Genomic DNA, 14,234 nt, shown 5'->3' on the forward strand with positions numbered 1-14,234 from the left:
CTGGCGGGCATAAACACAGTGACCGGTGGCAAAGACCATCATAATAAATATGTCAATATTATTGACCTATTATATTTTCTCTGCTTCACTGCCTTTCTGGCCTGATATGGGGCCATGTGCACCTGCTGAGAGGGGAGGTGGGTATGTTTGATGCTGTGTTTCTTGCGCCTTTGTTTCTGTTTGCCTTTACGGCCTCTGCCACGCCGGGGCCGAATGTGCTGATGCTGGCGGCCTCTGGTGTTAATTTTGGTTTCCGCCGGACCGTTCCTCATATGGCAGGCATTGTTATCGGTTTTCCAGTGATGATCGTGGCCGTCGGCCTGGGGCTGGGTGAGCTGTTCACGCGCTTTCCGCTTCTGCATCAGGTTCTGAAAGGGCTGGGTGCCGCCTATCTGTTATGGCTGGCATGGAAGATAGCCAATGCCTCGTCGGTCAGCGGAGACAAGCAGGCGGCAAAGCCGTTCGGTTTCTTTCAGGCGGCGGGTTTTCAATGGGTCAATCCCAAAGCCTGGATCATGGCCATCAGCGCCATTGCCGCCTTTGCCACACTGGAAGCCAGCTTTGCCGGGCAGGTGATGATGATTGCGCTGGTCTTCGGGCTGGTGGGCATCCCCTCGGTGATCATCTGGGCAGCGTTTGGAACCGGCATCCGCCGCTATCTCAAGTCAGATCGCCACCTGCGGCTTTTCAATCGCACCATGGCCCTTCTTCTGGTGGCCTCCCTGATACCGGCTTTCTGGCCCTGAAGTGTACGTCATGTCGCTTGCAATCTCCCGCCCGGGTGCCCAAGATGGGGGCCGGGTTGGGGGAGTAAGCATCCATGGATGATGGTTTAGGCCAGGAGTTGGAAAAGCGGCTGAGCGGGCTGGATGAAGACCAGCTCAGGGTGCTGGCAACCCGCATGTCCCTCCGCTGTATCCCCCTGCTGCATCGTTTGTGGCAAGTGGCGAATGATAAGGATGCGGCCAATCTGGCACTGCTTCACTTCAGATGTGCCCTGCTTGCCTGGGTGAGGGCAACCTTCCCGCTTCCTGAAATGGCTTTTGAAGAACTGGCGAGAACAGCCTATCAGGACGCCTGGCAGCTTGATCAGGACGTGGGCGTGGAGCTGTCTCTCGATGCAGATAATCCGGTCCGGTCCACATCAAGAGCGCTCTACATTCTCAGAACACCCCTACGCCTGAATTTCAGGAGTGATAATGAGCCACCTGCAAGCGGTATCGAGATTATAAAATGGATTTCCGGTGTCATTGCGTCCTATGACAACAGCCTGAATCACTCCACCGAAATTTTCGGGTCCGATCTTGGGCGACTCGAAAATGCCATGTTGCCCCACGAATTGGCCAAAGAACCTTTGTGGTCGTCACAAGTATTGTTCCCATTGTCAATCGATAGGGAGAAACTGTCAGAATATCTGTTCTCCAATGGTGGACATTGGAATATTTGGCTAGAATGGTTCAGCCGCCGATTGAGTGGTGTGTTTGTTGATCCATTGGCAGAGGTAAGTCTGGCCTTCATACCGAACAAATATTGGGATGAGGGGCCAGTAACCACCAATCAGGTTTTGAGAGATTTTTGGCAGAATTCTATAGATACTCCCTTCGACCCCAAAGCCCTGGAAAGCTACGCCCCGGGTATCAGTGAGATTCTGGGAGAGGTCGCGAACCGTCTTTCTGAGGATGAACCTGAGCGAAAGGCCTCACCGTCGTCTGCGGGCACCACCACACCGCCACCCTCAGACCCCAACGAAGCAGCGGCGGACACCTCTCCACCCATAACTGATGACGTCCAAACAGAAACAGATCATGTCTGGCTCTGCAAATATGCGCCAAATGAGGACGGTCTGACCGGCTTCGAGGGCCGTGCTGAGCCCGGACATTTAGAACCCTGGCCGCGCGGCAATTATGGGACGGGCAGGTTTCAGCCCGGGCAGCGGGTTTTCTTCTGGCGCAATATGGGCAACCGCGATCTGGGCAGTGGCGTCACGGCCACAGGCGAAGTTGTCGGATTTGATGAAACTGACGATCAGGTCAGGATAAAGGTGGTCGAAGCCTTCCCGGAGGATGCTGTTCAGCGGGATGATGTGCTCGCCGCCATTACCAAAACCGGTTCAAACTGGCCCTATCAGGGCACCATGCGGGCCTTGACGCCGCAGGAAGTGTCAGCCATCGACCGGCTTCTCAAAGAACGAAACCCTCAGAAAGAGAAAGACGAGACCGAGGCCGATGATACCTCGGTGGTCCAAGAGGACCCGCCCGAGCGGGAAAACCGTTTTGACGCGGATTATGTGCCGGATGCGCCCGAGAAACTGAATGATCATCTGGGCCGCGCTCCTCTGGCCCTCACACTGGCCTACAGGCTCAACAGGATCATTGATGAACAGGGCGGGCAAAGGCCTGCCCGGACGCCCGCAAACGGTAGAGTTGATGCTGCCTCATGGACAGGGGTTACGGAGGGACCTCGGGATCCGGATCAGGACGAGAACGGTTTTGTCGCCCATATTGATTCCCCCTGGGGCGGGGGCAAGTCCACCTTTGCCAATCATCTCTGCCGTATTCTGAGCCCCGGTCGCTACGGACTTGATCCATTCGCTGACAAACAAGAGACTGAGAGAGAAAGGGCAAAGAGACTAGGTTTTCTGGCTGACCTCGACCTTGCGAATGAGGAGCGCTGGCCGGAGAACTATCGTCGTCCGTGGTTCATCGCGCATTACAATATCTGGCGACACGAGACGGTCGACCCGCCCTGGTGGAATTTCTATGAAGTTATCCGGAAGCAGGTCTTCACTGCGGTCAGGCACGAAGAGGCACGCGGCGACCGGGCAGAACGGCTGGGGCGCTGGCTGGACCTCTGGGCAAGGGAATATATCTGGCGTCTGTTCACTCCGCAAACCAGAATACTGGTGCTGGCGGCACTCCTGTCCTTCACGCTCTATGCCCTGTTTTTCGGGCTCGGGCTCGATAGCCTTCTCGGCATTGAGGATGCGGCCCTGACTAAGGGAGTGAAAGGCGTGCTCGGCATTGCCGGTTCCACAGCCGGTCTCCTGGCGCTGACGCGACCCTTGTCCAATGCGTTGATGACAAGCCTGCTGTCATCCCGGGATGCCAAGGTCTTCGGCATCAAAGATCCGTTTGAGAGCTTCAGGCGCCACTATGCGGATATGATGGCGCGGCTGGGCGCACCGGTTCTGGTGGTGATTGATGATGTGGACCGCTGTCAAAACAAGAGTGTGACAGACCTGCTGATCGGCCTGATGACCATCTTCAAATCTTCCAATGTGGTCTATCTGCTGCTCGGGGACCGGTCATGGATCGAAAAGGCCTGCGAAAAACTCCATACCAATATGCGGCGAGATGGCGAGACACATTCCGAATTCGCCCGTCGCTATGCGGAAAAGGCTATTCAGATGTCTATCCTTTTGCCCGCAATCAGCGAGGATACGCGCAAGAGCTATATTGACCGGCTGCTTGTCTCTGATGCCGCGGTGGGAGACGGTGACAAGGTTGCGCTTCTTATCCAGCCCCATGACCTTGACGACGGACCAGCCCCTACAACAGAGACGGCAGACGAACCGCAGCCCGTCGAGAACGCTCCCGCCCAGAAGAAACGTGAACCGGTTGCCCGGTCTGTTCTGCAGGAAGGGGTGAAAACGGTTCTTGAGCAGGGGGCGGGCAACAGCAAGGAACGATTGCGGCAATATCTTCGCGCCCGGCAGGTCAGTGAGGCGGATATCTCCGCCAGCAAGGCCCGGATTGCTGAGACAGTGGCCATCGCCTCGGCCACATCTGATGAGGCGGACCGTCAGATCCGGTTTGCCCTGTCGGATTTCTCAACCCTGTTGCCGGATAACCCGCGCCGTATCAAGCTCATCATCAATATGATGGCCACCTATCAGAACAGTGCTCTGCAGGCACTGGATGCGTTCGATCTGGGCGGGGAGCGCTGGCAGCAATTGCTGGCCTTTGTGATCCTGAGCACAGAGCGGGCATGGATCTGGGAACGTCTTTTGAGGGATGAAGCCTTGTCAGGTCGCCTTCTGCCCCTGGTTGGCAAGCCGGAGGCAGACTGGCAGAAACTGGCACAATCAGACGAAGAAGGTGGCTCCAGCCTGGATCGTGATGTCTGTAAAATCCTGTCTGATGATCTCGCGCACGGGCTGCTGTTCACCGGCTGGAAGCAGAAAGAGGGCGGCACTGCCACCCCCATCCGGCTGACCCAGGACGCCCTGGCTGATTTCCGTATCCTCATGCCGCTCACGAAACGGCAGGGGTAAAGGTCCGGTACTTTAGTCGTCTTCGGCTTCGGAGAAATCCATAGCCGTGCCATTCATGCAATAGCGCAGGCCGGTGGGTTTGGGGCCGTCGGGGAAGACATGGCCGAGGTGAGCGTCACAGCGGGAGCATTTGACTTCCGTCCGCTTCATGAACCAGGAGCGATCCACATGCTCGCTCACAGCGCCGGGTTCCACAGGTTCGTAAAAGCTCGGCCAGCCAGTGCCTGAATCGAATTTGGTCTCGGATTCGAACAGATCCTGTCCGCAACAGACGCAGGAATAGAAACCCTTGCGTTTCTCATCCCAGTAAGGGCCGGTAAAGGCGCGTTCTGTGCCGTTCTGCCGGGTGACATAATATTGCTCTGGTGAGAGCTGGGTTTTCCATTCCTGATCGCTTTTGACGACTTTTTCACCGCTCATGGTCTCAGATCCGTCTTTCCTCGCAGCCTTACCGGCTGTCCCTGCCAAGCACTTGGCTCAATCTCTGAATTAGAGGTGTTTTGCTACCTGATCGTCCTGCAGCACCTCTTTCTGTTCTCATATTTGAGGACTTTGTCGGTCTCGCGCAAGCTTACTGGCTTTGGAAATGCTCAAATTCTCGCGAATCTGTTAAACCGGTGTTCACGATAAGTCCGTTTATTGAGAGGACCTGCAGCCGCCTTCGGGCTCATGCAGGCAAGGCAACGGCTTTGCGATCGCGGTTCGGATGCGATTGGAGAGGAGCATAAATGAGCTGGTTGGGGATTGATGCTTTCTACTGGGCGCTGGCAGCGCCGTTTCTGGCTGCCGCTGCCGCTCCGGTACTCACCGCACTTCTCAAACACCGGGCCGGATGGGTTTTAGCCCTTGCTCCGGCCTTTATTGTTTATCATCTCGGGTCTTATCTGGGGGTGATTGCGTCTGGCAATGTGGCGCAGATCGGTGTGCCCTGGGTGCCATCCTTCGGGGTTGACTTCTCCTTCTATATTGATGGTCTCAGCCTGCTGTTCGGCCTGCTGATCTCCGGTATCGGCACGTTTATCATCATCTATGCGGGCGGTTATCTGAAGGGGCATCCCAATCAGGGCCGGTTCTTCTCCTTCATCCTCATGTTCATGGGGTCGATGCTGGGTGTGGTTCTTGCCGATAACCTGATGACATTGTTCATCTATTGGGAACTGACCTCGATCACGTCCTTCCTGTTGATCGGCTTTGACCACAAGCGTGAGGCGTCTCGCCGTGCGGCTATTCAGGCGCTGGTGGTCACCGGCGGCGGTGGTCTGGTCATGCTGGCAGGCTTCCTGGTGCTGATGTCGGCCACCGGCATGGGCAGCATGTCAGAGGTTATCTCGTCCGGAGACCTGCTGCGGGATCATCCGCTTTATGTGCCGATCCTCTTCCTAATCCTTGGTGGTGCCTTTACCAAATCAGCGCAGTTCCCGTTCCACTTCTGGCTCCCCAACGCCATGGAAGCGCCGACGCCGGTTTCCGCATATCTGCACTCGGCCACCATGGTGAAAGCCGGTGTCTATCTGCTGATGCGCATTCAGCCGGTTTTCGGTGACACCATTGTCTGGAGCACGGTTCTGCCGTTGTTCGGTGGCGTGACCCTGTTGCTTGGTGCGGTGCTTGCCGTCCGGCAGAAGGACCTGAAACTGATCCTGGCCAATACCACCGTTGCGTCACTCGGCCTTCTGGTCATGCTGACCGGCACCAGTGTTGACTATGTCATCAAGGGTGCCGCGCTCTATCTCTTTGCTCACTCCCTGTTCAAGGGTGCCCTGTTCATGGTCGCAGGTATTATTGACCACGAAACCGGAACCCGTGACATCACAAGGCTGGGCGGGCAGATGAAGGCGATGCCCATCACTTTTGCCGCCGCCATTGTCGCGGCCTGGTCCATGGCCGGGCTTCCGGCCAGTATCGGCTTCATGGCGAAGGAAACCATGTATGACGGGCTCTGGCATGGCAGCAATGAATTTGCCATGGCTTTGCTTGCGGTAGCCATTGTCGGCAATGGTCTGATGTTTGCAGCCGGCTTTGCCGTTGCCATCAAGCCGTTCTTCGGACAGCCGACCAAGACACCGAAACACGCTCATGAGGCGCCGATCAGCCTGTGGCTTGGCCCTGTTGTTCTGGCAACACTCGGCATAGTCGCTATGTTCTATGGCGGCTTTACCAGTGCCCACCTGATCTCGCCGACCGCATCATCTATTGCGGGCAAGCCGCTTGATGTGCTGGTCGGCAATGAGATTCACATCAATGCGGCCTTTGGCTTCTCCCTGATTACCATCGCGCTTGGCATGCTGGTGTTCTGGAAGCTGAACCGTATCCGCACAACCGGTCTGTTCCTGCCATTTGAGAGCATGGGATATGGCCCGGATCGCGGCTTTGACATGGTGATCAAGGGGCTTGTGCACTTCTCGACAACCGTGACCCGCATTCTTCAGGGTGGTCGCCTTGAGGTCTATATGTTCGCCACGTTTGTGCTGACTGCCGTGGTTCTGATCTGGCCAATGATCGCTTTTGATGAATTGCCGCTGATGCCGGAATGGCCGGAACTGATGTTCTATGAGTGGGCCATCCTGCTGATTGCGGCTCTTGGCATCATAGCGGTCATCGTCGCTCCCAACAGACTGACGGCGATTGTGTCGCTCGGTATTCAGGGCTTTGCTGTCGCGCTGATCTTCATGCTGTTTGGTGCGCCGGACCTTTCCTTTACCCAGTTCATGGTGGAGACCCTGTCTGTGGTGATCCTGGCTCTGGTCATGACAAGGCTCAATCTGTCGCCACATGACCACAGGCATTTCAAGGAAAAGCTGGTGGATGGCGGCGTAGCGCTGGCCTGTGGTGGTGCGTTCGCGCTGCTGCTGCTGAAGGTCTCTCAGGTGCCATTCAATTCAAGCCTGTCCGAGTTCTTTGCAGAAAACAGCCGGGTGATTGCCCATGGCCGCAACATCGTCAACGTCATCATTGTCGACTTCCGCGGACTGGATACGCTGGGTGAGATTGCGGTGGTGATGATTACCGGGCTTGCCGTACTGGCGCTCATCCGGGTGAAAACCAGAAAAGACAAGACGGAAGAGGAGGCCACATCATGAGAACGGTGATCTTCCGAACCATTGCCCCCTATCTGACGGCACTGATGGTTCTGTTCTCGATTTTCGTGACCCTGCGTGGCCATAACGAGCCGGGCGGCGGGTTTATCGGCGGCCTGATTGCGGCATCAGCCATTGCCATCTACGGGGTGGCTGCTGGCGTCTCCTCTGTCCGGCGGTCCATTTATTATCACCCGATGGCCTTTTCAGGCTTCGGGTTGTTTATGGCGGCGATTGCCGGTCTTCCCTCTCTCTGGGAGCGAGTGCCGTTTCTGACCGGTCTCTGGGTTTTCCCGGAAATCTTCGGGGTAGAGCTGGCCCTTTCGACGCCGCTTATCTTTGATCTCGGGGTTTATTTCGTGGTGATGGGGGCGCTCAGCTCCATTGCCCTGGCGCTTGAGGAAAGGGAGGACAAATAATGGAAACCGCTCTTTCTGCGCTCGTGGGCCTGTTCTTTGCGGCCTCCATCTATCTGATGCTGTCGAGCTACACGATCCGCATTCTGCTGGGTGTGGCTCTGCTGGGCAATGCGGTGAACCTGCTGATTTTCACGGCAGGCCGGATCACCCGTGAAGTGCCGCCGATCATTGCACCGGATCAACAGGTGCCGGATGTGGTGACAGCCAATCCGCTGCCACAGGCTCTCATCCTGACAGCCATTGTGATTTCGTTCTCCTTCTTTGCCTTCCTGCTGGTCCTGGCTTTCCGGGCCTATCAGGCACTTGAGACGGATAATACCAACCAGATGCGCACAGCCGAGCCGGAAGGCGAACGCGTGCCGCCAACCAGCTATTGATCGGGGGCAAGTGAATGGCAGGCAAGAGCGATCACGCTGTTGATATTTCCAAGGCAATGGTAGTCGAGCCGGTCGCGCTCGGTGACATGCTGGTTATCGCGCCGATCTGTATCACCATCATTGCCGGGGCACTGCTTCTGATGTTCCGCAAGAATATCAGTCTTCATCCCACTCTGGCTTTCCTGGCGCTTGCGGGGCTCGTTGTCTCCAACAGTGCGCTGGTGATGCGGATTATGGATACGGGGCCGATCACCATGACCATGGGGCGCTGGTTGCCGCCCTTCGGTATTTCCTTTTCGGTGGACCTGCTCGGCGCAACGCTGACCCTGATTGCATCCGTCGTCGCTCTGGCGGTCAGCATCTACGCGGCAATAGACATTGACAAGGTCGGCAGACGCTACGGCTTCTATCCGTTTCTCATGCTGCTGATGACAGGTGTTTCAGGGGCGTTTCTCACAGGCGATATCTTCAATCTCTATGTGTGGTTTGAGGTCTTGCTGATCTCCTCTTTCGGTCTGATCGTGCTTGGCTCGGAAAAGGTGCAGCTGGATGGTGCCGTCAAATATGCTCTGCTGAACCTGATTGCCACGACCCTGTTTCTGGTGGCGACCGGCTATCTCTATGGAACGCTTGGCACCCTGAATATGGCCGATATCACCATCAAGGTCAGCAAGCTGGATGATACAGCGCCGATCAACACGATTGCCGCACTTTATGCGCTGGCTTTTGCCATGAAGGCTGCGGCATTCCCCGTCAATTTCTGGCTTCCGGCCTCCTATCATACACCGCGTATTGTGGTCTCTGCGGTCTTCGCCGGGCTTCTGACCAAGGTTGGTGTCTATGCTCTGCTGAGAACACTGGTGATGATCATGCCGGCCGCGCGTGACCAGTATGCGGATATCCTGCTTTTTGTGGCGATTTTCACCATGCTGGCAGGTGTTCTTGGGGCTCTTGCGCAGAATGACGTGAGACGGCTCCTGGGCTATCTGGTGATCTCCGGCATCGGCTCCATGATGGCCGGTGTTGCCCTTGGTGAGCAACTTGGCCTCTCCGGTGCCATTCTCTATGCGATCCATTCCATCATCGTGATGACCGGGCTCTATCTGGCTCTTGGGGTTGTCATGCGCCTGTCTGGCGGGCGGTACAATCTGGCAGAACTGGGGGGTGCCTATCAGGCGAGTTCCTATCTGTCGGCCATTTTCATTGTTCTGGCCTTTGCGGTTGCCGGTCTGCCGCCATTCTCAGGCTTCTGGCCCAAGGTGATGCTGGTCAGTGCGGCGCTTGATGCAGAACAGAACCTGCTGGCCGGTGTCATTCTTCTGGCGGGCCTGCTCACATCAATTGCCATTTTCCGGGTCTGGGCTCATGCCTTCTGGCGCAGCGGACCGATTGGCACGCCGGACGGCAATGATGGCCCGGCGCTTGAACCTGTTGCCAGATCTGACCGGTGGAGCCTTTACCTGCCAGTGACGGTGCTGACAGGCATTGTTATTGCGCTTGGCGTCTGGCCGGAGCCTGTCTTCCAGGTTGCTGGCAGCAGTGCGCTGGGCTTAATCCATCCCGGTGATTATCTTTCATCCGTCTTCGGAGGTGCCAGATGACAGGACTGTTTCTTATCAATGTTCTGATGGCGATTGCCTGGGGGGCGGTCACAGGTTCGTTCGACCCGGTCAATCTGCTGTTCGGCTTTGTGCTCAGCATGCTGGCGCTACTGCTGATCCGGGAGCAGATCGGGACGGTCGGCTATTTCCGCCGGGCGCGCAAGATAACGGGTCTGGCCGGACTGTTCCTGTATGAACTGGTCCTGTCGGCAGTGCGGGTTTTCGTGATTGTCATCCGCCCGGATATGAATCTGAAACCGGCTGTTTTCGCCTATCCTCTGACGGTCGACAGGGATTTCGAGATTACATTGCTTGCTAACCTCATCACGCTGACACCGGGCACACTGTCTGTTGATGTCTCTGAGGACAGAAAGACCCTGTTCGTTCATGCTGTCGACGGTGCCGATGTGGACGCGACTATTGCTGACATCCGCAATGGTTTTGAGCGCAAGATTATGGAGGCGTTCCGCTGATGACCATAGACAGTTTCTTTGACGCCTGTATCACCCTTTCGCTGCTGTTGCTGTGCCTGTCCTTTCTGGCGATTATTGTGCGCATCGTACGTGGCCCGACATTGCCGGACCGGATACTCGCGCTTGATATGCTGGTGGCTGTTGGTATCGGCTTTATCGCGGTGATCGGTCTTAAGACCGGCTATACGCTCTATCTGGATATCGCTATTGCGCTTGGACTGGTTGGCTTCCTGGCGACCGTGGCCTTTGCCCGGTTTGTTCTGCATCGTGGTCAGGCATCCGAACAGACGGATCAGATAGAGAAGAGCCAGCCAGAAAGTGCCCAGCCTGAGAGTGCCCAGAGTGAGGGGAACCCATCATGATCTTTAGTGTACTGGAAGCCCTGAGCGCAGTTCTGGTGTTGATTGGAGCTCTTTTTGCTCTGGTTGCCTCAATCGGTATCCTCAGATTTCCCGATCTCTACACCCGGATGCATGCGGCTTCAAAAGCGGGGACACTCGGGTCTGGCCTGATGCTGCTGGCATTGGCCATCCACTCCCTGGAGCCGGATGTGGTGACACGCGCTCTGGCAGGTATAATCTTCTTCCTGCTGACCGCACCTATTTCGTCTCACCTTCTGGCACGGGCGGCCTATGTGGTCGGTTACAAGCCTTGGGACGGGACTGTTCGCGATGACTACAAGGACTATCTGGACAAGGGTGGTCAATAATAATTTTTGCTTCGGTTCTGCAAATCATGCCTCCGCCACCTGGCGGAGGTTTTTTTATGGTCTGAGCCTTCCCTCGTGACCGTTGGATGGATGTTGTTGGGGAGGGTTGAAGATACAAGATACGTGTTAATACTTAAGTTTGATTGAGCTGTACGTTCTGTTCATATGGTGTTTTTTGCCAAAAAGTCGTTGTCATTACTGTTATTGCCATTTGCTAATATTGTTGTCGTGCTATTTACACATTTGTGTTCAATAAATTTCTTGTATGGCCTTGTAATATCTTATCTTACCAGTATAAACACGACATCGAGATAATTTTCAGATTTCAGAATCGCTAAAATTCAGAATTGGTACCCGCTAATTCCCCGAGCGTAAGAAATCGAAGCATTTATGACAGACTTCCGAAGGGTTCAACCTTTTTTAGAAAAGAAGAGAAGAGTTCAATGTCCGAAGAAATAGACACCGATCACCTTATTGAGCTGACCGCTGATATTGTATCTGCGTATGTGAGTAATAATGCTGTCGCATCAGCTGATCTTCCCGGGCTGATCACAGAAGTTCATGCTGCTCTTGAGCGTACTGTCGGTGTTGAAGAAGAGCCAGAGCCGGAGCCGCTCCGCCCGGCTGTTTCGATCCGTAAGTCAATCAATCCAGATTACATTATTTGTCTGGAAGACGGCAAAAAGTTCAAATCCCTGAAGCGTCACCTGCGCACCCATTACAACATGTCTCCGGAAGAATACCGCGAGAAATGGGGTCTGCCGACAGACTATCCAATGGTTGCCCCGAACTATGCTGCCGCTCGTTCAGAGCTGGCGAAGAAAATGGGCCTCGGCCAGCAGCGCCGCAAGCGCGGACGGTAAGGTTTTCTGACCCGACAGGGTTCTTATCGAATGATCATGTCAGCCGGGCTTCTCTTGATGAGAGCCCGGCTGATTTCGTTTGGAGCGTCGGGAATATGAATGGTTCCGGTGCAGGGAACGCAGATACAGCCAATCTGCTGTCCAATGGCCATACCTGATCCGTATCCGCTGAGCCCGGATCAGATTCAAAAGAGTTTCAGGCGCTTTATCCGTCAATCATCCGGTCCATAACAGTCGATCCTGGGATCAAGACTCATTGCCGACGCCCATTCTGTGCATCAGGGAGGTTCAGAATGGACGTCAGCAATGAGTTTCGGCCCTAACACGCGATGATGCCACCGTCCTTCCGCCCGTGAATAAGTTTCTGATCTCACCTGGCATCAGGAAGAGATTTTCGTGATGCGGCATTCTACACGAATGAAAGATACCAAAAGTTGCATTAAATTTAATTTCAATTGAAAAGAGAGGAGGATAGGATTTTTTTCCTAACTATGTGGTCTCCAGATGCGGTCTCCGCCAGCTCTGAACTTCTGCTGTCGGGCGAAGCTTCCAGAAGCTGCATAGCATTTGATTTATCCCCGTTGCTCGTCGGGGCCTCAAAATAGCGGAAGTCTTTCGGAGCAACAGCATCGGGAGACCGTGAAGATGAAGCTAAGGGGTTGGAGTTAATGGGATACATACAGGTGTCCACTGGTCTCAGCGGAAGCCGCAGTAACGGAACCGTGGAAAGTAAATGGGTAACGGCAGCCTGCCTGCAAACAATGTTCGTAGTGGCCGCAGCGTTTCGGTTGTCGCTGGATGATCTGCGGGGAACAAGCAGGGGATCAGCTGAGGTTGCGTTTGGCAGGCAGGTTGCGATGTACCTGTCCCACGTCAGCCTTGGTTTGAGTCTCACGGATGTGGGACGGGAGTTTACCCGTGACCGCACCACAGTGGCGCATGCGTGCCGGACAGTAGAAGATCAGAGGGATGATCCTCGGACAGAGGCGGTTCTGTCCTGTCTCGAAGCCACACTGAAATTCTGGTTCATCACAATTGGCAAGGATATGCAGTCATGACCCGATCTCTGACCCGGGACGGCGTCTCCCAGCTCAAACGTCTCCTCAAAAGCAAACAGGCGAGCCCGTCCAAAGACGGTTTCAGCGTCAAGGGAAGCCGTGACGGCCTCTGTCAGGAGCAGGCTCGTATGCTGATTGAAGCCGGTGCTGCCGTAATCAGTCGTGATGGCCTGCTTGTGCCCACCAAGGACGCACGAAAGATTCTGTTGCAGGCTTTAGGTGACATTGAGACGGAGAATCTCTCTGCACCATCACCTGTGGATGTCAAACAGGGCGCAGTTCGACAAGCCAGACCCTCCTCCATGCATCGCAATCGGGACGAAAGCCCCTTGGGGTGGCTTTACAGTCGAAAAGCTGCAGACGGACGCCCCATGATCCTGTCCCACCAGTTTGAGGCAGGAGAGCGCCTGAGGCGGGATTTTGAACGCGGTGCCATGGCGAAATCCATAACCATGGACTGGACGGCGGTCAGCTGTGGTCGGATCAGGGGAGGTCGAGGCGGCGAGGACCTGTCTGACATGGCCCATAGGGCTCGGGAACGTGTCAGAAGAGCGCTGGAAGCCGCTGGCCCCGATTTCGCCGGGCTGCTTCTGGATGTCTGCTGCTTTCTGAAAGGCCTCGCCGAAGTGGAGCGGGAGCGGCGATGGCCGCCCAGGTCAGCCAAACTGGTTCTGAAACTGGCTCTCAACAGTCTGGCTCGCCATTACGGGCTTTCAGAAGAGGGATTGGGACCTGATCGGGCGAAACTTTCGACCTGGCTTGGCAAAGGCGCGAAACCGAGCCTTTAGGGTCAGCAATGAGTCTTGACCCTGGAAATCAGGCAGCAAGGCTCATGGCGTCAGAACGGATTCGCTGCAGCATGGAGGAGAGGCCGTTGGAACGCTGCGGTGTCAGATGATCGCGCAGGCCGATCCGGTCAAACACATTGTTCGGATTGACATCGACAATGGCGTCCACCGTCTTGCCTGAATAGAGAGCGATGACGATGGCAATCAGTCCACGGACGATCATCGCATCGCTGTCACCCCGGAACGTCAGGCGGGGCTGGTCGCCGGACTGGTCGGTTTCCGTAATCAGCCAGACCTGACTGACGCAACCCTGTACCTTGGTCTGGTCCGTCCGCTCGGTATCATCGATTGGTTTCAGGTCACGGCCGAGCTCGATCAGGTACTTGTAGCGGTCTTCCCAATCATCGAGGAACTCGAAATTATCGACAATGTCGTCAATTGTGGTCATGTGACTGCAACCCGTTGCTGATGTGACACGGCTGATATAGCGGTTTGCCTGATGCCTGCAAAGTGTTTCCGGCTCTGAAAAAGAAAAGGCCACGCCGCAGGGGATGCAGCGTGGCAGTTTAACCAGCGGAACGCAGGTAGTCAGATGT

The 14,234-nt window shown here is 55.5% G+C and carries 14 protein-coding genes; 12 read left to right on the top strand and 2 right to left on the bottom strand.

All coding sequences use genetic code 11. From position 1 onward, the window contains the following. Positions 1-143 precede the first annotated feature (143 nt). Together RA157_RS11930 and RA157_RS11935 are read left to right on the top strand one after the other, a co-directional pair. Entirely contained in the window at positions 144-746 is a 603-nt protein-coding gene (locus tag RA157_RS11930; protein WP_350333348.1) for a LysE family translocator, read from the top strand. 74 nt (positions 747-820) lie between these two features. After that, positions 821-4,273, top strand: coding sequence for a P-loop NTPase fold protein (locus tag RA157_RS11935; protein ID WP_350333349.1), 3,453 nt, complete (start codon positions 821-823; stop codon positions 4,271-4,273). Positions 4,274-4,285: 12 nt separating this feature from the next. On the opposite strand, the gene msrB is transcribed toward RA157_RS11935, so the two are convergent. Beyond that, positions 4,286-4,693, bottom strand: a complete 408-nt coding sequence (gene msrB, locus RA157_RS11940) for a peptide-methionine (R)-S-oxide reductase MsrB (protein WP_350333350.1) — start codon at positions 4,691-4,693, stop codon at positions 4,286-4,288. Between the two features lie 308 nt (positions 4,694-5,001). On the opposite strand from msrB, the gene RA157_RS11945 reads away from it, so the two are divergent. The 10 genes from RA157_RS11945 to RA157_RS11990 all read left to right on the top strand — a co-directional run bounded on the left by RA157_RS11945 (position 5,002) and on the right by RA157_RS11990 (position 13,638). Then, on the top strand, positions 5,002-7,353 hold the full coding sequence (locus RA157_RS11945; RefSeq protein ID WP_350333351.1) for a putative monovalent cation/H+ antiporter subunit A: 2,352 nt from the start codon (positions 5,002-5,004) through the stop codon (positions 7,351-7,353). Beyond that, the gene (locus RA157_RS11950; protein ID WP_350333352.1) at positions 7,350-7,769 is read left to right on the top strand and encodes a Na(+)/H(+) antiporter subunit B; all 420 of its coding nucleotides are present in this window, start codon (positions 7,350-7,352) and stop codon (positions 7,767-7,769) included. The genes RA157_RS11945 and RA157_RS11950 overlap by 4 nt, the downstream gene beginning before the upstream one ends. After that, positions 7,769-8,146, top strand: a complete 378-nt coding sequence (locus RA157_RS11955; protein ID WP_350333353.1) for a Na+/H+ antiporter subunit C — start codon at positions 7,769-7,771, stop codon at positions 8,144-8,146. The genes RA157_RS11950 and RA157_RS11955 overlap by 1 nt, the downstream gene beginning before the upstream one ends. Positions 8,147-8,160: 14 nt before the next feature. Then, positions 8,161-9,747, top strand: coding sequence for a Na+/H+ antiporter subunit D (locus RA157_RS11960; protein WP_350333354.1), 1,587 nt, complete (start codon positions 8,161-8,163; stop codon positions 9,745-9,747). Further along, the gene (locus tag RA157_RS11965) at positions 9,744-10,220 is read left to right on the top strand and encodes a Na+/H+ antiporter subunit E (RefSeq protein WP_350333355.1); all 477 of its coding nucleotides are present in this window, start codon (positions 9,744-9,746) and stop codon (positions 10,218-10,220) included. The genes RA157_RS11960 and RA157_RS11965 overlap by 4 nt, the downstream gene beginning before the upstream one ends. Beyond that, positions 10,220-10,582 carry a cation:proton antiporter gene (locus RA157_RS11970; RefSeq protein WP_350333356.1) on the top strand — a complete coding sequence of 121 codons (363 nt, stop codon included), beginning with the start codon at positions 10,220-10,222 and terminating at the stop codon, positions 10,580-10,582. Before RA157_RS11965 ends, RA157_RS11970 begins: the two co-directional genes overlap by 1 nt. Then, entirely contained in the window at positions 10,579-10,929 is a 351-nt protein-coding gene (gene mnhG / locus RA157_RS11975; protein WP_350333357.1) for a monovalent cation/H(+) antiporter subunit G, read from the top strand. Before RA157_RS11970 ends, mnhG begins: the two co-directional genes overlap by 4 nt. Before the next feature lie 443 nt (positions 10,930-11,372). Continuing rightward, entirely contained in the window at positions 11,373-11,792 is a 420-nt protein-coding gene (locus RA157_RS11980) for a Ros/MucR family transcriptional regulator (RefSeq protein WP_350333358.1), read from the top strand. Between the two features lie 683 nt (positions 11,793-12,475). After that, positions 12,476-12,850 (top strand): helix-turn-helix domain-containing protein, encoded by a 375-nt coding sequence (locus RA157_RS11985; protein ID WP_350333359.1) that lies wholly within the window; start codon positions 12,476-12,478, stop codon positions 12,848-12,850. Beyond that, positions 12,847-13,638: a DUF6456 domain-containing protein gene (locus tag RA157_RS11990; RefSeq protein ID WP_350333360.1), complete on the top strand. Its 792-nt coding sequence runs from the start codon at positions 12,847-12,849 to the stop codon at positions 13,636-13,638. The genes RA157_RS11985 and RA157_RS11990 overlap by 4 nt, the downstream gene beginning before the upstream one ends. Before the next feature lie 28 nt (positions 13,639-13,666). Here the strand turns inward: RA157_RS11990 and RA157_RS11995 are convergent, their stop codons facing one another. Continuing rightward, complete coding sequence (locus RA157_RS11995; protein ID WP_350333361.1) at positions 13,667-14,086, bottom strand: SufE family protein; 420 nt, start codon at positions 14,084-14,086, stop codon at positions 13,667-13,669. Between the last annotated feature and the right edge of the window lie 148 nt (positions 14,087-14,234).

Source organism: Coralliovum pocilloporae, from assembly GCF_030845175.1.
GTDB lineage: Bacteria > Pseudomonadota > Alphaproteobacteria > Rhizobiales > Cohaesibacteraceae > Coralliovum > Coralliovum pocilloporae.